This is a genomic window from Pseudoxanthomonas sp. 3HH-4 (genome assembly GCF_006716465.1).
Taxonomy (GTDB): domain Bacteria; phylum Pseudomonadota; class Gammaproteobacteria; order Xanthomonadales; family Xanthomonadaceae; genus Pseudoxanthomonas_A.
Window position 1 is genome coordinate 116,739 of record NZ_VFPB01000006.1, and the last position, 17,536, is coordinate 134,274.

General features: G+C 66.7%; 16 protein-coding genes and 2 tRNA genes. 11 read left to right on the forward strand and 7 right to left on the reverse strand.

Annotated features, from left to right (window positions below; genetic code table 11):
• Positions 1-40 precede the first annotated feature (40 nt).
• The 4 genes from FB548_RS17165 to FB548_RS19080 form a co-directional block, all read right to left on the reverse strand.
• A complete protein-coding gene (locus FB548_RS17165) occupies positions 41-1,159 on the reverse strand; it encodes a slipin family protein (RefSeq protein ID WP_142126025.1) in 1,119 nt (372 codons plus the stop codon).
• A gap of 372 nt (positions 1,160-1,531) precedes the next feature.
• A tRNA-Asn gene (locus FB548_RS17170) sits at positions 1,532-1,597 on the reverse strand.
• A gap of 2 nt (positions 1,598-1,599) precedes the next feature.
• A tRNA-OTHER gene (locus tag FB548_RS17175) sits at positions 1,600-1,671 on the reverse strand.
• A 434-nt stretch (positions 1,672-2,105) separates the two neighbouring features.
• On the reverse strand, positions 2,106-2,228 hold the full coding sequence (locus tag FB548_RS19080; RefSeq protein ID WP_255357658.1) for a hypothetical protein: 123 nt from the start codon (positions 2,226-2,228) through the stop codon (positions 2,106-2,108).
• Positions 2,229-2,448: 220 nt separating this feature from the next.
• Here FB548_RS19080 and FB548_RS17180 point away from each other — a divergent pair, with 220 nt between their 5' ends.
• From FB548_RS17180 to FB548_RS17195, 4 genes are all read left to right on the forward strand, one after another.
• The gene (locus FB548_RS17180; protein ID WP_255470609.1) at positions 2,449-3,462 is read left to right on the forward strand and encodes a class I SAM-dependent methyltransferase; all 1,014 of its coding nucleotides are present in this window, start codon (positions 2,449-2,451) and stop codon (positions 3,460-3,462) included.
• Positions 3,463-3,466: 4 nt separating this feature from the next.
• Positions 3,467-4,174, forward strand: coding sequence for a pseudouridine synthase (locus tag FB548_RS17185; RefSeq protein ID WP_142126027.1), 708 nt, complete (start codon positions 3,467-3,469; stop codon positions 4,172-4,174).
• Positions 4,171-4,857: an HAD family phosphatase gene (locus FB548_RS17190; RefSeq protein ID WP_255470610.1), complete on the forward strand. Its 687-nt coding sequence runs from the start codon at positions 4,171-4,173 to the stop codon at positions 4,855-4,857. Before FB548_RS17185 ends, FB548_RS17190 begins: the two co-directional genes overlap by 4 nt.
• A 155-nt stretch (positions 4,858-5,012) precedes the next feature.
• On the forward strand, positions 5,013-5,435 hold the full coding sequence (locus tag FB548_RS17195) for a transposase (RefSeq protein WP_142126028.1): 423 nt from the start codon (positions 5,013-5,015) through the stop codon (positions 5,433-5,435).
• A 78-nt stretch (positions 5,436-5,513) separates the two neighbouring features.
• On the opposite strand, the gene FB548_RS17200 is transcribed toward FB548_RS17195, so the two are convergent.
• Together FB548_RS17200 and FB548_RS17205 are read right to left on the reverse strand one after the other, a co-directional pair.
• Complete coding sequence (locus FB548_RS17200) at positions 5,514-6,047, reverse strand: DUF1415 domain-containing protein (RefSeq protein ID WP_142126116.1); 534 nt, start codon at positions 6,045-6,047, stop codon at positions 5,514-5,516.
• Positions 6,048-6,069: 22 nt separating this feature from the next.
• On the reverse strand, positions 6,070-6,552 hold the full coding sequence (locus tag FB548_RS17205) for a YajQ family cyclic di-GMP-binding protein (RefSeq protein ID WP_142126029.1): 483 nt from the start codon (positions 6,550-6,552) through the stop codon (positions 6,070-6,072).
• Between the two features lie 78 nt (positions 6,553-6,630).
• Between FB548_RS17205 and FB548_RS17210 the strand changes: the two genes are divergently transcribed.
• From FB548_RS17210 to FB548_RS17220, 3 genes are all read left to right on the forward strand, one after another.
• Positions 6,631-7,515, forward strand: a complete 885-nt coding sequence (locus FB548_RS17210) for a DMT family transporter (protein ID WP_255470611.1) — start codon at positions 6,631-6,633, stop codon at positions 7,513-7,515.
• Positions 7,516-7,584: 69 nt separating this feature from the next.
• Complete coding sequence (locus FB548_RS17215; RefSeq protein WP_142126030.1) at positions 7,585-8,577, forward strand: MBL fold metallo-hydrolase; 993 nt, start codon at positions 7,585-7,587, stop codon at positions 8,575-8,577.
• A 33-nt stretch (positions 8,578-8,610) separates the two neighbouring features.
• The gene (locus tag FB548_RS17220; protein ID WP_142126031.1) at positions 8,611-9,168 is read left to right on the forward strand and encodes a DUF1453 domain-containing protein; all 558 of its coding nucleotides are present in this window, start codon (positions 8,611-8,613) and stop codon (positions 9,166-9,168) included.
• 70 nt (positions 9,169-9,238) lie between these two features.
• On the opposite strand, the gene FB548_RS17225 is transcribed toward FB548_RS17220, so the two are convergent.
• A complete protein-coding gene (locus FB548_RS17225; RefSeq protein ID WP_142126032.1) occupies positions 9,239-9,877 on the reverse strand; it encodes an OmpW family outer membrane protein in 639 nt (212 codons plus the stop codon).
• A gap of 323 nt (positions 9,878-10,200) precedes the next feature.
• On the opposite strand from FB548_RS17225, the gene FB548_RS17230 reads away from it, so the two are divergent.
• The 4 genes from FB548_RS17230 (at position 10,201) to FB548_RS17245 (ending at position 17,424) form a co-directional block, all read left to right on the forward strand.
• Positions 10,201-10,650: a DUF1801 domain-containing protein gene (locus tag FB548_RS17230; protein ID WP_142126033.1), complete on the forward strand. Its 450-nt coding sequence runs from the start codon at positions 10,201-10,203 to the stop codon at positions 10,648-10,650.
• A gap of 5 nt (positions 10,651-10,655) precedes the next feature.
• Positions 10,656-11,690: a LacI family DNA-binding transcriptional regulator gene (locus FB548_RS17235; protein ID WP_221625988.1), complete on the forward strand. Its 1,035-nt coding sequence runs from the start codon at positions 10,656-10,658 to the stop codon at positions 11,688-11,690.
• A 242-nt stretch (positions 11,691-11,932) separates the two neighbouring features.
• On the forward strand, positions 11,933-14,947 hold the full coding sequence (gene pgmB / locus FB548_RS17240; RefSeq protein WP_142126034.1) for a beta-phosphoglucomutase: 3,015 nt from the start codon (positions 11,933-11,935) through the stop codon (positions 14,945-14,947).
• 74 nt (positions 14,948-15,021) lie between these two features.
• Positions 15,022-17,424, forward strand: coding sequence for a TonB-dependent receptor (locus tag FB548_RS17245; protein WP_142126035.1), 2,403 nt, complete (start codon positions 15,022-15,024; stop codon positions 17,422-17,424).
• Positions 17,425-17,536 lie beyond the last annotated feature (112 nt).

Here is a 17,536-nt window from a genome sequence, read left to right on the forward strand (position 1 = left end):
CTCAGCCCTCCCCCGTGAACGGGGGAGGGGGCGGGTTCCGTTACTTCAACGTCACCAGCTGCTTCAGCACGCCATCCAGGCCGCCGAACACGGTGAGCTTGTCGATCTTCTCGGTGACCTTTTCCAGGGCTTCGAGCTCCTTCAGGCGCATCAGCACCGGCGACTCGTCGATCAGCTTCGCGGTGTTGAGCAGGGAACGCGTGGCGTTCGCCTCCTCGCGGCGACGGATCACGTTGGCTTGCGCCGTCTTCTCCGCCTGCACCACCCCGTTGAGGATCTCCTTCATCTCGCCCGGCAGGATCACGTCCTTCACGCCCACGCCCAGCACTTCCACGCCGAAGCCGGTCAACTGGCCGCGCACGTAAGCGAAGATGTCGGCGTCCAGCGAGGCCTTGTCGCCCAGCAGCTCGTCCAGCGTCTTGGCGGACACCGCCTTGCGCAGGCCGTACTGCAGCTCGCGGTAGACGAAGTCGCCGACCTTCGCGACTTTGGTGCGCGCAGCCACCACGTCGGTGACGCGGGTGCTGGCGGCCAGGTTCACGCGCAGGCTGACCTTGTCACGGGTCAACAGTTCCTGACCCGACACTTCGATCGACTGCACGCGCAGGTCGACGATGTCCACGACCACGTTCTTCTGGAAGTTCCAGAAGGCGTAGCTGCCAGGCGCCAGCGTGCGCTCGAGCTTGCCGTCGATGAAGACTAGGCCGGCGGATTCCGCAGGCACATCGGCCACCACCGCCAGCTTCGACAGCGCGCCCAGCTGGCGCAGGCGTCGCGCCACGGCGACCTCCACGTCCGGCGTGGCGAGCGACACCGCGCGCACCTCGACCTTCACCAGGCCGATCCAGTACAGGCGCCGCGTGCCGGGCTGCAGCACGTCTTCCAGCTTGCCGTTCTTCAGCACCAGTCCCACCTGGTCCACGCCGATGTCGGCGAGGACGAAGGTGTCGCCCAGCCGCTCGCCCAGGCGCGCGATCAGCGCGTCGACGTCGTGGCCGGCGTACTCCGGCGATGCGATGTTGAAGGTGCGCACCTCGATGCGACCCATCGGGTCGAACCAGCGGTACACGCCCGGCACGAGCAACTGCTCGAACCGACGGTTGCGATACACCAGGCCGCGCTCGCCGTCACCGATCACGACCCTCTTGGTCCAGAACATGGCGTTGTTCTCCTTGTTGGCTCTGGTGGTTCGATCCGGGTTGCAACACCGTCGCGGCGGATCGAGTCCCGCGACGATGACGTGCCGTCCGCGACATGCGGATGGCGGAGAAGGGTGGAAACGCCCCTGGACGGAGACGGTGCGGGCGGCCGGCGCTGTTGGCGGAAGCATCGTGGCGCTGAGGCGATCCGCAGATCGCATCAAAGGCCGCGCGCATCCGCGTCGAGGGCGCGGTGCCGGTACCGTCCCGGCTGCGACATGCCGTCTTCCTGCAATCCATCGCGGGAGAACGTCGCGCCGCACGGGGCGTTTCCTGGGTGGGACTTGCGTCCCGGTGTCATGACGTGAAAGGTCATGTGCCCTTGCAGGCGTTGGAGCGGGAATCGAACCCGCGACAGTCGGATTAACAGTCCGATGCTCTAACCATCTGAGCTATCCAGTGGTGGACGAACCGGATTTGAACCGGTGGCCAACGGCATGTGCCGCTGCTCTCCCAAGCTGAGCTATCGTCCGCTCGGGGAACACCGTCTCCCACGCTTCGGCATACGCCACGGCAGTGCCGCGCGCACCGGACGGGATACAAGCCCGTACCGCTGTAGCGTGTTCGATCGATGCTCCCCATTGCCGGCTGTCGCCAACCGGCAATTCGTTCGGGCGCCATGCGCCCTTGTGGTGTCCACTCCCCGCGCCGCTCGCGTCGAAGCATCACAACGCAGCGCACATGCGCCGGTTGCAGCCGCGCCCCTGCCTCGGGACGCGTGGATGCGTTACCCGGATGCTTCAGGGCGGAAAGAAATTTCCGTGGTGGAATGGATGGAACCTGGTCGATGCATGCGCATCCTCCGCGAACGCTGAAAACAAAACGCCCCCGGGACTTGCGACCCGAGGGCGTTCGCGTTTCCTCGGGAGATCGGGGTGGCCGATCTCCCAGGGAGTCAGCCGGATGTCAGAAGTCCAGGTGCCGTGCGCGTTCGATATCGCGCAGGTCGCAGCCATTCGCACGCAGCGCCAGGCCGCAGCGCGATGGCTGCAGGGCGGGCTTGCTGTCGAAGGAATAGGCGGGCTTCATGGGAAGAATCTGATTGATGAAAAAACGGCCATGTGGCCGACGGGCGCGGACGATACGCCGCTTGTTTGCGATGCGCAACACTTTTTTCATTTTATTTTCGATGGCCGACCAGCGGCGACGAAATCGGTGGCGAGTGGCTGCCGTTAGAATGGCGCCTCATTCCCCGTCTGCGCGTCGCATTGTGGCCTCTCCTTTTTCCGATCCCGCTCTCGATGCCCTGATGCTGCCCTTCGCGCAGGGCGTGCTCGCCTGGCCCTCCGGGCCGGTGCTGTTCCTGCGCGCGCGCGATGGCGCCGCGTTGCGCCAGTTCCCGCTGTCGCAGCTGGTATGCGAGCAGAGTTTCCGTCCCGATGCCGAACTGCTGGAGCGCGCCGGCCTGCGCGTCGTCGCTGATGCGGCGGCCGAAGAGGCGCGCTACGCGCTGGTGCTGGTATTGCCGCCGCGCCAGCGCGACGAAGCGCGCGCATTGCTCGCGCGTGCAGTGCAGCTGGCGGGACCCGACGGCATCGTCGTCGCCGCGATGACCAACAACGAGGGCGCCAAGTCGGGCGAAGCCGACCTGAAGCAGCTGGCTGGCGTCACCGGCACGCTGACCAAGTTCCACTGCCGCACCTTCTGGACACGCAAGCGCGCGGACAGCGTCAATGACGCGCTGCTTGCGCAGTGGTCCTCGCTGGATGCGCCACGCCGCATCGAGAACGGCCGCTATGTCAGCCGCCCCGGCGTGTTCGCCTGGAACCGCATCGATCCGGCGTCCGCGCTGCTGGTCGAATGCCTGCTGACGGATATCGCCGGACATGGCGCCGACCTGGGCGCGGGATGGGGGTTCCTGTCGCTGTCGCTGCTGGCGCGCAATCCCGGCATCACCGCGCTGGACCTGTACGAGGCCGAGGCGCGCGCACTGTCGCTGGCGAAGGCGAACCTCGCGGATGCCGGCGCGAGCGCAGCGCTCGATTTCCACTGGCACGACGTCACTGCGGGATTGCCCCAGCGCTACGACTTCATCGTCAGCAATCCGCCGTTCCATACGCAGAGCCGCGCCGATCGTCCCGACATCGGCCAGCGCTTCATCAGCGTGGCGGCGGAGGCACTGAAGCCGGGTGGCCGCCTGTGGCTGGTCGCCAACCGCCACCTGCCGTACGAGCAGACCTTGAACGAGCGCTTCGGCGATGTGCGCGTGGCGGGCGAGCGCGATGGCTTCAAGGTCATCGCCGCCGTGAAGGCGAGGCGATAAGCGCATGAAGATCGTGAAGCACATCGCCAACCTGGGTTATGGCAGCCGCAAGCAGGTGCAATGGATGTTCCGCGAGGGACGCATCACCGATGCCGCGGGCGAGGTGCTGTACGCCGACGATCCGGTCGACCACGACAATATCCGCGTGGACGGCGAGCCGCTCGATCCCGCGCCGGGGCTGGCCATCCTGCTGCACAAGCCGGTCGGCTACACCTGCTCGACCAAGGACACCGGCCGCATCGTCTACGATCTGTTCCCGTCGCGCTTCCGCGATCGCTCGCCGGTGCTTTCCACGGTGGGACGGCTCGATCGCGAGACCAGCGGCCTGCTGCTGCTCACCGACGACGGCGGACTGCTGCACCGGATCATCTCGCCGAAGGCCAGCCTGCCCAAGGTCTACGACGTCACGCTGGCGCAGGACCTGCGCGGCGACGAAGGCACGGTCTTCGCTAGTGGCACGTTGATGCTGGAATCGGAGCAGACGCCGCTGGCACCGGCCGGCTTGCACGTGATCGACCCGCGCCATGCGCAGGTCACGCTCACCGAAGGTCGTTACCACCAGGTGCGTCGCATGTTCGCCGCCGTCGGCAATCATGTGGAGGCGCTGCATCGCAGTCGCACCGGTGGACTGACGCTGGGCGACCTGGAGCCTGGGCAGTGGCGCCTCCTGGGCGAGGATGACCTCCGCCAGCTGTTCGAGGGAAACGCGTGAGTCCTGCACACCTGCCGTTCGTGCCTGAGGCGGTGATCTTCGACATGGACGGCCTGATGCTGGACAGCGAGCGCGCGATCATCGGTTGCCTGGCGGAAGCCGCGCGCGAGCTTGGCCACGATCTGCCCGAGGTGCTGTGGCTGTCGATGGTCGGCCACAGCGAGGCCGTCTGCCGCCACCTGCTGGACGAAGCCATCGGCGAAGCGCAGCGTGAGCGCGTGCTGCAGCGTTCGCACGTGCTTTACGAGGCGGTGGTCGCTGCGGGCGTACCACACCGTCCCGGCATCATCGAGATGCTGGATTTCCTCGATATCCACAGGATTCCGCGCGCCGTCGCCACGTCGACGCGTCGTCCGCTGGCGCTGCGCAAGCTCGACGCCGCCGGCCTGTTGCTCCGGTTCGATGCCATCTGCACCAGCAGCGATGTCGAACACCCCAAACCTGCGCCCGATGTCTATCTGCTGGCGGCGCGCTCGCTGGGCATCGAGCCGGTGCGGTGCCTGGTGCTGGAGGATTCGCCCACCGGCGTGCGCGCCGCCCTCGCCGCCGGCATGCATCCGATCCAGATCCCCGACCTGCTGGAGCCGGACGACACCGTGCGTGCGCTGGGGCACACCATCCTGCAGTCGCTTGACGATGCGCGCATGTTGCTGGAGCAAAGTTTGCTTGGAGAGCTATTGTAGGAGCGACGTGAGTCGCGACCGCACGGCAAATTCCCACTCGAATGCGCGAGGTCTCCTGATTTGGCGGCCCCTGGTGTGATTCCATGCTCACCGGCATGGATACCGCCGACTGCCTGCGACGAACTGGAGGTCACGCCGCGTTGCGTCATGGACGCATGTCAGCGGAAGGACAGGTCTACCTGGTCACCTTCGTCACGCATGACCGCCGACCGCTGTTCTCCGATACCGCCATGGCCCATGATGCCGCGCGGGCGGCCACCGACCGCCGGCTTTGGTATCGCTCCCGGCTGTTGGCGTGGGTACTCATGCCGGATCACTGGCATGGGCTGATCGAGTTGGGGGCCATGGAATCCCTGTCCGTCTGCGTGCAGCGCCTGAAGACCAATACGTCACGCGCGGCAGCCAGGCCCGAAGGGCCGCGACGTGTGTGGGCGCCTGGCTTCCATGATCGCGCGATCCGTTCGGATGACGGCCTGCGGGCCGCCGCGCGCCATCTTGTCGCCAATCCATTGCGCGCTGGATTGGTCGACAGGATCGGGAGCTATCCGTACTGGGATGCGGTGTGGCTCCAGGCCTAGAAGAGCGATGACGAAGCTATGGGGCGGACGGTCGGCGGTCGCGACTTACGTCGCTCCTACAGAAGAGCCAGACCTCTCTCACTCCGCGAACAGCTTCGCCCATCCCGCATGCCCCAGCGAATCCAGCGTCTTCACGTTGCGCTCGACGATGACGTCGGCATCGGGGAAGGCCTCCACCGCACGGTCGATGCTGGCTTCGCGCAGCAGGTGCAGGGTGGGGTAGGGCGAGCGATTGGTGTAGTTGCTGATGTCGTCCGGGGCGGTGCCGGCGAACTGGTAGTCCGGGTGGAAGCTGGCCACCTGGATGATGCCTTGCAGGTCCAGTGCCTCGACCGCGGCGTCGGCGTTGTCGAGGAAATCGTTGTAGTCGAGGAAGTCGGTCAGCACGTCGGGATGGATGATCAGCGTGGTGTCGACCTGTTCGGGGTCCGCATCGCGGAGCAGCACCAATTCTTCCGCCAGTTCCTCCAGCAGTGCTTCCGGGGTGCTCGCATCGCTGAGCACGAAGCGGACCTGCTGCTTCACGTACACCGCTTTCGCGAACGGGCACAGGTTCAGGCCGATCACCGCGCGCTCCACCCATTGGCGGGTGGTGGCGATGGGGTCGGCCATGCCCTCGGCGATGTGCGGAACGTCAGTCACGGAAATTGTCGAACTGCAGCGGCAGTTCGAACTCGGTCTTCTTCAGCAGGGCGATGACATCCTGCAGGTCGTCGCGCTTCTTGCCGGTCACGCGCAGCTTCTCGCCGTTGATCTGCGCTTCCACCTTGAGCTTGGCGTCCTTGATGGTGGAGACGATCTTCTTGGCCAGCTTCTGTTCGATGCCCTGCTTGACGGTGATCTTCTGGCGCGCACCGGCCAGATTGGTGTCCACGTCGCCGAACTCGAGGCAGCGTACGTCGATCTGGCGGGCGATCAGGCGGGCGCGCAGGATGTCGGTCATCTGCTTGAGCTGGAAGTCGCTCGGCGCGGACTGGGTGATGAGTTTGTCTTCCAGCTCGAACTTCGCTTCCACGCCCTTGAAGTCGAAGCGGGTGGAGAGTTCGCGGTTGGCCTGGTCCACGGCGTTGGTCAGTTCGTGGGCGTTGACTTCGGAAACGACGTCGAAAGAGGGCATGGGGGGTCTTCCTGTCTGATGCGTCGCCATTCTAGCGTGCCGCCCTCGCCGCCGAGCGCCGGCCGGTGATAATGGCGCATGTCCGCGCCCCGCCCCTCCCTCGCTTCCGCCGTCCTGCTGATGCTGTCGGCCGTCCTGATGTTCGCGTTGATGGATGCAGGGCTGAAGCTCCTCTCTGAGCACTATCCGCCCTTGCAGGTCGCCGCGCTGCGCGGGCTCTCCTCGCTGCCGCTGGTGACGCTCTGGGTGTTGGCGACCGTGCCTGCGCGGTCGCTGCTGCGCGTGTACTGGCCGCTGCACTTGCTGCGCGGGGTGCTGGGCATCGCGATGATGGGTGGGTTCGTCTACGGCTTGCGGACGATGCCGTTGTCCACGGCGTACGCGATCACTTTCGTCGCGCCGCTACTGGTCACGGCGATGGCGGGCCCGTTGCTCAAGGAGCGCGTGGGAGCGGCGCGCTGGGTGGCGATCTTCATCGGCCTGGTGGGCGTGCTGGTGATCCTGCGCCCCACCGGCGAGGGCATGCTGACCCAGGGTGGGCTCGCGATCCTGCTGGCCGCGATCTGCTACGCGCTGGGTGCGGTCACCGTGCGCATGCTGGCGCAGCGCGACAGCACGCAGGCGATGGTGTTCTGGTTCGTCGTGCTGCTGTCATTGGGCGCGTGGCTGCTTGCGCTTCCCGCATGGAAGCCGCTTCAGCCCGAGCATGGCTGGATTATCGCGAGCGTCGGGGTCTCCGGTTCGCTGGCGCAGGTGGCGTTGACCGAGGCCTTCCGCCGTGGCGAGGCCTCGCTGATCGCGCCACTGGAGTACACCGCGCTGGTATGGGGCGTGATCCTTGACGTCGCCCTGTGGTCGGTGTTGCCGGACGGCGTCACCTGGATCGGCGCGGGCATCATCGTGGCGAGCGGGATGTACCTGCTGCGGCGGGAGAAGGTGCACGTGGAAGCCGAGCATCCGTGACCTTTGGCCCGGGGGACGCACGTCGGAAGCCACGACACTGGACGTGCTGTCCCGCCAGGAGGATCCGCGATGAGCTTGCGAGGGCGCTGTCTCGCCGCCGTGCTGTCCCTACTCTGCGCGTGCGTGCCGCTGCCGAAGGATGTGCCGGCGGCGACGGACAAGAGTGCCAGGCGCATCGCCAAGGACGTGTACTTCATTCCCGGACGCTTCGTCGCAGGGGAGCAGCCTGATGGCACCAGTGTGCTGCTGCGCGGCAGGACGGGCTGGATCGTCATCGACACCGGCCGCCATGCCGGCCATGCGGAGACCATAGAGGCCTTCGTGGAGGGCAGCGGCGCGCCGCTCGTCGCGCTGGTCAACACGCATTGGCACCTCGATCACGTGAGTGGCAACCTTCCGCTGCGAGCGACGCATCCGCGGGCCGAGGTGCATGCGAGCACGCAGGTGGTCGCCGAGCGGAATGGATTCCTCGCGCGCTACCGGACCCAACTTGAGACGCTGCTGCACGAGCGGGTGGACGATCCGCAGGTGCCGGCATGGCGCAATGAAATCGCACGCATCGACGGTGCCCGTGCCTTCGAGCCGACCCATCCGGTGGACACGGGTGGCATGCGGACCCTGGATGGACGGCCGCTACGTCTCGGACTTCAGCGCGAGGCGGTCAGCGGCGGCGATGTGTGGGTGTTCGATCCGGGTACGCGTGTGCTGGTCGCCGGCGACCTGGTGACCTTGCCCGTGCCGCTGCTGGACACCGCCTGTCCCGGGACGTGGGCGGAAGGGCTGGCGTCGCTCGAGGGTGTTCCGTTCGAGGTGCTGGTGCCCGGCCACGGCGAGCCAATGGGCCGGGCTGGCTTCCAGCGGTATCGCGCCGCCTTCCGGGGCTTGCTGGCGTGCGCAGCTGGTCCCGGCAGTGATGCCGCCTGCACCGATGCCTGGCTCGCCGATGTCGGCGACCTGGTACCCACGGCCCAGCGCGCCCATGCACGGCAGTTGTTGCAGGGTTACTACCTGCCGCAGCGCCTGCGTGGCCGACCCGAGCGTCCGGCGTACTGTCCGCCATGAAGCCGTTCGTCCGCCTTCGGGCATGATGCACGCATGCCTATCGTCCTCGTCCTGCTTTTCGTCTTCCTGCTGCTTGCCTTGTGGGCGGTGCTGTTGCCCGTCTCCTTGTGGCAGCGATACCGCTACGGCCGTGCGCGTCGCATGGCACGCAGCTGGCTGCTGACGCTCAACGCATGGGGCCTGTTGCTATCGGTCGCGATCTTCGTCGCGGTCAGCGCGTTCGGCCTGTTCTGGTGGCCGGACAGCCTGGTCGGTGCCGGCGTGGGACTGGCTGCCGGCAGCTTGCTCGGCCTGCTGGGCGTATGGCTCACGCGTTGGGACGTCGCACCGCAGGGCGTGTTCTATCAGCCCAATGCCTGGCTGGCGTTGCTGCTGGTCGCCATCGTGGCCGGGCGCATCGTGCTGGGATTCGTGCAGATGGTGCAGTACTGGCGGAGCGGCGGCGTGCCGGCGACCCACGCGCTGCTGAGTGGCCACGGCAGCTTGCTGGCAGTGGCCGGCCTGCTGCTCGGCTACTACCTGGTTTATGCCTGGGGCGTGAAGTGGCGCGTTACGCGCTTGCAACGCCTGCGCGGCCACGTCATACGGTGATCCGTCCCGCCCAATGAAAAGGCGGCGGGCCCGAAGGCCCGCCGCCGCATCGACGCGTTGGAGCAATGGATCAGAAGCGCGCGCCGATACCCACGCCCACGACCCAGGGGTCGATCGTCAGTTCTTCACCGGTGCCCTGGCCTGCGACACGCACGCCGGCATCGCCCTTCATGTAGCGGGCATCCGCACGCGCGAACCAGCGCTCGTTGATGTTGAAGTCCATGCCGGCCGTCGCGATGGCGCCCTTGGCGGTTTCCAGGCCCACGTGCGCGCCGTCGCCGCCGATGGTCTCGTCACTGAAGTTGGACTCGTAGTAGCCCAGTCCCACGAACGGACGCATCACCTTGTCGGGTGTACCGAAGTGGTACTGGCCGCTCAGCGCGATCGGCTGCTGGTCGACGGTGCCGATCTTGCCGGGGCCGTCGGCCTTGACCCGATGGTTGAACTTGTCGGCTGCGCCCCACAGCTCCACCGCGATGTTGTCGGTGGCGTACCAGCTGGCGCTGATCACAGGGGCCACGTCACCATCGATCTTCAAGCCGGGCGCCGGGTCACGGTCGGGCTTGAGGATGGCGGCGCCGCCGACGACGGCGAACCGCTTGCCGTAGGCGGAAGAAGATGCGGTATCCGTGGTCGCATCCTGTGCGAAAGCCGCGGGGGCGGCGATGAGGGAAGCAAGGGCAATCGTGAGGGTACGAATCGAAGTCATGCGGGTGTCTCCTGTTGTTTTCTTATGTCCCCGCGGCGGGACGGCGCATCTTTTGCGTCGCCGCGATCAGGGCGAGCGCACCGTAACCACCAGCGCATGAACGTCTGCCACGTCGCGACGTGAACGAACAACGAACCGGGTGGAATCGAAGGCGATTCTTCACCGTGCGTGCATGTCGCTGACCATCAGCTCGCGCATGCACCCGGTCCAGCGCCGAAGGTCTTTCGTCACCTGTCCCGGGTCTGTCGCGCGCGATCTGGGCAGACTCCGAATGACGTGCGCGCTTGGCCGCGCTACTGTCGCAGGGAGGAGGAGCGATGCCCATGGTCAGCAGCAAGGCGGAGACGGTCGACGGCTATCTTACGGAACTGCCCGAGGCGCGGCGGCAAGTGGTGGCGAGAGTGCGCGAGCTGGTCAATCGCCATCTGCCCGAAGGCTACGCGGAGACGATGCGTTGGGGGATGATCAGCTGGGAGATACCGCTCTCGCGCTATCCGACGACCTACAACAGGCAACCGCTGTCATACGTCGCGCTGGCAGCGCAGAAGCAGCACTACGCGCTGTACCTGATGGGCTGCTACGCGGACTCCAGCCAGGACGCGGTTCTGCGTGGCGCGTACGTCGACGCTGGCCGGAAGCTGGACATGGGCAAGTCCTGTCTGCGCTTCAAGACCTGGGACGAGCTGCTGCCCGACGCCCTCGGCGCGGTGATCGCATCCACGCCGGTGGACGTGCATATTGCACACTACGAAGCCAGCCGCGCACGGAAGTGACCCGCATGCCCCCCGCCAAACGCAAGCCGCGCATCGCACGTGCCGTGACAGACCTTCCGGAACCCGGCGGCCACCTGACGATGGCGGACCTGGCGAAGGTGGCCGGTGTCTCGGCCATCACCGTCTCCCGCGCGTTGCGCGACAGCCCGCTCGTTAACATCGAAACACGCGAACGCGTGCGCCAGGTCGCGCAGCAGTATGGCTATGCGTTCAACGTGAGCGCACGCAACCTCAAGCTCCGCCGCAGCATGACCGTGGCCGTGGTGGTGGAGATGAAGCCCACTGTCGAGCGCCAGATGTCCGGTCCCTATCCCCTCGACCTGCTCGGCGGCATCACCCAGGAACTCACGACGACCGGATACAGCGTACTGCTGACTTCCCTGCAGGGCGGCGCGTTGCCGAACGTGCAGGCCGCCGACGGTGTGATCCTGCTGGGGCAGGGCGCGCATGAGGATGCGATGCACACGGTGCAGCGCTGGGGCCGGCCGATGGTGGTCTGGGGTGCGGTCAGCCGGCATGAGTCGCAGGTCGTCGTCGGCAGTGACAACCGTCGCGGCGGAGCGCTGGCAGCGGAGCGCTTCATCGCACTCGGTCGCCGCCGGCCGGCGTTCCTCGGCGATCCCGCGCACGGCGAGTTCGCCGAGCGCCTCGAAGGCTTCATCGCCACACTGGCCGAGCATGGCATCACGCCCTTGACCCCCACCGTTGCCAGTTTCACCGTCGGAGCGGGGGCGGAAGCCGTGCATGCGCTGCTGGACACGCATGCCCAGGTCGATGCGCTGTTCGCCGCCAGCGACCTGCTGGCCATTGGTGCAATCCGCGCGCTGATCGAGCGTGGCCGCCGCGTACCGGAGGATGTGTCGGTGATCGGGTACGACGACACACCCCTGGGCGCCACCTATGTGCCGCCGCTGACGTCGGTGCACCAGAACTTCATCGACGCCGGCGTGCTGCTGGCGCGCAAGGTCCGTGCCCTGATCGAGGGCGAAGCGGCCGGATCCGAGACTCTGCCGACCCACCTGGTGGTCCGTACGACCTGAGCGCAGGACGCTGCTGCATCGCAGCGGCTACCCGGTAGACATTCCTTGCTGCCGCTGAAGCGGCTGTGGGATGTAACCTGCTGAATTTGCAAGATTTCGAGGTGCGAACGTGGCACCTCGCCGCGTGTCGGAGCATGTCATCCATCTGAATTGACATCGATAACTTGACATCGATAACAACGACTCCTAGCGTGCCTCCGCCCGGGCTGCCAGCCCGGCAAGGACCAGAGGCCAGCGTGGGAATGTCGGTGGAACAGGGCAGGAAAGAAGCAGCAGGCACCGTCGGCGATATCGGCCAGGATCGGCAGGATCCGTGGCGGCTCACGCACCGCGGGGTCGACACCGCGCGTGCCGCGCGCGATGAAACCCTGTTCGCCTTGGCCAACGGCACGCTGGGTGTGCGTGGCGCGCTGGAGGAAGGCGACAGCGCCAGCGACGGCACGTTCCTGTCCAGCGTGTTCGAACAGAACCCGATCCACTACCACGAGCGCTTTCCCGGCTTCACCCGCAGCACCGATACCCGCGTGCCGGTGGCCGAAGGCAAGCACATCCGCCTGCAGCTCGGCGACGCGCCCCTGCGCCTGCAGGAGGTCGAGTGGCTGGACTTCGAGCGCACGCTCGATCTCGCTGCCGGCGCACTGGACCGTCGCCTGCGCCTGAAGACCACGCAGGGTAACACCCTGGAAATCCGCGCGCGTCGCGTGGTGCCCCTGGCCGAGCGGGCGCTGCTGGCGATCCACTTCGAAGTCGCCTCCATCGACTACGCCGGTCCGCTGACGCTGTGCTCGTCGATCGAGACCGGGCGCCAGGCGGTGGAGCAGGGCGACGATCCCCGCATCGGCGTGCATGGCGGCACGGATCTGCAGGTGTCGGACGAACACGCCGATGCCGATGGCGCGCGACTCACCCAGCGCACCCATCACAGTGGCGTGGTGCTGGTATGCGCGCAGCACCATCGGCTGTCGCCCGGTCTCGTCTTCGAGGGCGCCGCCACCACTGCGGGCCGTGTCGAACAGCGCTACACGGCGACGCTGATGCCTGGCGCATCGGTGGTGGTCGAGAAATTCGTGGCCTACGACGACGGCAATGGCCATACGCAGGACGGCGTGGACGCCGTGCTGGCGCGGGCGCTGCGCGAAGGGTTCGACGGCATCGCCGGCGCGCAGGCCGACGCGATGCAGGCCTTCTGGCTGCGCGCAGGCCTGTCGGTGGACGGCGATCCGGCCGCGGAGCTGGCGCTGCGCTTCAACCTGTTCCACCTGCTGCAGTCGGCCGGCCGCGATGGCATCACCGGGACGGCGGCCAAGGGCATCACCGGCGAAGGCTACGAAGGCCACTGCTTCTGGGATACCGAAGCCTTCGTGCTGCCCGTCATGGCGTTGACCGCGCCGGACGTGGCGCGCGCGATGCTGATGTACCGCTATCGCACGCTGGATGGCGCACGCGACACCGCGCGTGCGATGAACCATCCGCGCGGCGCGCTGTACCCGTGGCGCACCATCGCCGGTCGTGAATGTTCCGCGCACTATCCCAGCGGCTCGGCGGCGTACCACATCAACGCCGCCATCGCTTATGGGATCGGGCTTTATCTCGACGCCAGCGATGATCTCGACTTCCTCAGCGAGGCTGGCGCCGAGATTCTTTTCGAGACCGCGCGTATCTGGCCGCAGGCAGGGCACTTCAATCCGCGCCTCGACGGCGCGTTCTGTATCCATGAAGTGACCGGGCCCGACGAGTACACCACGCTGGTCAACAACAACTGGTACACCAACCGCATGGCGCAGCGGCACCTGCAGCGTGCGGTCGAGGCATGGAACCGGCTGTCGGCCGATCGCCCGGAGGTGCTGCACATGCTGGCGGCCCGTATCGGACTCGATGCTGACGAGGTCGCGCTGTGGCAGCGCGCGGCCGATGCCATGTACCTGCCGGTGGACGACGCATTGGGCATCCATCCGCAGGACGACGATTTCCTCGCCAAGCCGCGCTGGCCATTCCCGAAGCGCGAAGGGCCGCATCGTCCGCTGCTGCTCGACTACCATCCGCTGACGCTGTACCGCCACCAGGTCTGCAAGCAGGCCGACGTGGCGATGGCGATGGTGCTGGCGGGTGACGGCATCCCGCTGGGGACGAAGCGGCGCGACTTCGACTACTACGAGGCCGTAACCACCCACGATTCCACGCTGTCGGCACCGGTGTACGGCATCCTGGCCAGCGAAGTCGGACACGAAGAAAAGGCATGGCGCTATTTCGACGCCAGCCTGCGTGTCGATCTCGACGACCTGCATGGCAACACCGACCACGGCGTGCACATGGCGGCGATGGCGGGCAGCTGGCTGGGGCTGGTGCAGGGCTTCGGCGGGTTGCGCATCGTGGGCGGTCGCCTGCAGTTCGCGCCGACGCTGCCGACTGCCTGGAAGGGCTATGGTTTCAACCTACGCTGGCGCGGTTGCGCGCTGCGGGTGGACGTGGACGCGCGCGGAGCCCGCTATCGCCTCGATGAAGGCGACGCGCTGGCGTTCGGTCACGCCGGCAGCGAGGTGATGTTGAAGGCGGGGCGCGAGGTCGCGCTGCCGCTTGCAGTGCCGTCGCCACCGAAGATGTCGCTGCCACGCGCTTGCGATGCGCTGATCTTCGACCTCGATGGGGTGCTGACCGACACCGCGCACACGCACTACCGGGCGTGGAAGCGATTGGCCGACGAGATCGGCGTGCCGTTCGACCTGCAAGTCAACGAGCGCCTGAAGGGCGTGGACCGGATGGCATCGCTGGAGATCATCCTCGAGCGCGCCGCGCGCTCGTACTCCGCAGACGAGAAGCGCGCGCTGGCCGACACCAAGAACGGCTACTACGTGCAGGAGATCGCCAACGTCGGGCCGCAGGACCTGTTCGATGGCGTGTGCGAGGTGCTGGATGCCGCGCGTGCCGCCGGACTGAAACTGGGCCTGGCATCCGCCAGCCGCAATGCACCTGCGCTGCTGCAGAAGCTCGGCATCGCCGGTCGCTTTGACTACATCGCCGACGCCGGCCGCATCGTCCGCGCCAAGCCCGACCCGGCCATCTTCCTCGATGTCGCGGCCGCGCTGGGCGTGCCGGCGCATCGCTGCATCGGCGTGGAGGATGCCGCGGCCGGCATCGAGGCCATCCATGCCGCGGGCATGGCGGCCGTGGGCATCGGTGATGCCCGCGCGCTGCGGCATGCCGACGCCGTGGTTCCCCGCATCGCCGATTTCAACCTGAGGACGTTCGTTTCGCCTTGACCGCACGCGGCCACAGAAGCCACGGCGGCAGCCTGTCACTACAACAACAAACGCACTACGTGGAGGGAGAGACCATGCAACACACCAAGCACCCGATGCGCTACGCCCTGTCGGCCGCCATCGCGCTGGCGCTCGCGCCGGTACTGGCGAGCGCCCAGGAATCCGCCCCGGCGCCCGCGAACGACGAGGCGACGACACTCGACGCCGTCGTCGTCAGCGGTACGGCCAAGTTCAAGGGCCTGCGCAAACGCGACGCCAGTTTCTCGATCAGCACGGCAACGCCGGAGCAGATCCGGGAAACCGCGCCCACCAGCACGGCCGACCTGCTGAAGATCGTGCCGGGCGTCTGGGCCGAGGCCAGCGGTGGCGGCACCGGCGCCAACGTCTTCGTGCGCGGCATGCCATCCGAGGGCGACGCGCCGTTCTTCACCCTGCAGCTGGACGGCTCGCCGATCTTCCCACCGCCGACGCTGTCGTTCCTCGAGAACACCACGCTGTTCCGCATCGACGACACCATCGCGCGCGTCGAAGGCCTGCGCGGCGGTCCCAGCCCGATCTACTCGAACGGGCAGCCCGGCGTGACGGTCAACTTCATCCAGAAGAAGGGCGAGGACACGCCCGAAGGCCTGGTGCGCCTGACGCTGGGCACCGACAGTCTGCGCCGGGTCGATTTCTACAGCGGAGGCCCGCTGGGTACGGACAGTGGCTGGTACTACAGCGTGGGCGGCTTCTACCGCGAGACCGATGGCGTGCGCCAGACCGGGTTCCCGGTGGAGAAGGGTGGCCAGTTGAGCGCCACGCTGACCAAGCGCTGGGCCGAAGGCGAGTTCAACCTGTATGCGCGTCACACCGACGACCAGAACACTTTCTATACGGCGGTGCCGCTGGTTTCGCGCAACAACGGCAAGGACATTTCCAGCTTCCCGGGCTTGGACGCCACCACGGGTACGCTGGTCGGCGACGACTTCCGTCGCGTGACCCTGCCGACCGGCGTCGGCAACCAGACGATGACGCGCGACCTGGCCGACGGCCGCGGCGTGGACATCGACGTGTTCGGCGGTTCGCTGGACTGGTATGTGGGCAACTGGACCATCAGCGACAAGTTCAACTACCTCAAGGGCGATGCGCCGACCTACGCGTTGTTTACCGGCGCCAACCCGCAGACGTTGTCGTCGTACATCACCGATACGTACGGCGCGGGCGTCACCGGCACCGGCACATTCGTCAACGGCGGGGGCACGGTCGACCCCAACCAGCAGGTGCTGACCGCCGGCTTCTGGGTGGTGGACAAGGAGATCAGCTCGTTCACCAACGATCTTCGCTTCAGTATCGACCTGACCGACAGCAACTCCCTGACCTTCGGCATGTACTACGCCGACTATTCGTCGAAGGACCGCTGGTGGCTGGGCAACAACATGCTGCTCACCGCACAGGACAACGCGCGCCGCGTGAACCTGGCGTTGTCGAATGGCCAGGTCGCCACGCGTGACGGCTTCGTCGGTACGGCGTTCTACAACATCCGCGGCGACTACGACGGCCAGAACACCGCCTTCTTCATCGCCGACGAATGGACCGTCAACGAGCGCATCCGCCTGGATGCCGGCGTGCGCTACGAGAGGCAGGAAGTGAACGGAACGGTGTGGGATCCGGTCACGGTCGACCTGGATGGCGACCCGAACACACTGTACGACAACACCACCTCGGTCTCGACCACGCCGCGGAGCATCGACCAGAACGACAGCGACGTGTCGTGGACGGCCGGCCTGAACTACACGCTCAACGACAGCGTCAGCCTGTTCGGGCGCGTCAACTCGGGCTTCACCTTCCCGCAGTTCGACAACCTGCGCGACGGCGCCAACAACAAGACCGAGATCGACCAGTACGAGCTGGGCCTGAAGGCTGGCGGCGAGACGTACGAGATGTACCTCACCGCGTTCTACAACGACTTCACCGGCCTGCGGTACCAGGCGTTCGACAACAACGGCAACAACGTCGTGATCATCGGCGACTCGAAGGCGCGTGGCCTGGAGTTCGAGGGTGCGTGGCGGCCCATCGGCGGTTTCGAGCTGGCCTGGAACGCGACCTGGCTTCGCGCGAAGTACGGCGACTTCTCCACGTTCGACGGCAACCAGGTGGTGCGCCAGCCGAAGTTCCGCACACGGCTGACACCGAGCTACTACTGGTCCATGCCATGGGGCGACCTGAAGGTGTTCACCACCTATACGCATGTCGGCGACCGTTACTCCGATCCGGCCAACGGCCAAGTGCTTCCCGAATACGACACATGGGACATCGGAGCCAGCGCGCATGTAGGCGAGAACTGGGAGTTCACCTTCTCGGGCCGCAACGTGACCGACGAGATCGCGCTGACCGAGGGCAATGCCCGTGTGCTGGGCAATGCGACCAGCGGTGGCGTGTTCATGGGCCGTCCGTTGGAAGGCACGTCCTACCAGGCTTCCGTCGCCTACCGCTGGTGACGTACCGCGGCCCGCGCTCGCGCGGGCCGTCTTCCGTCGTCGCGTCGTCTCTCCCCGGCGCGGCGGCGGATCCCTTTCCAACGCGCTGCGCCGCAAGGTGTGGCCGTTCCCG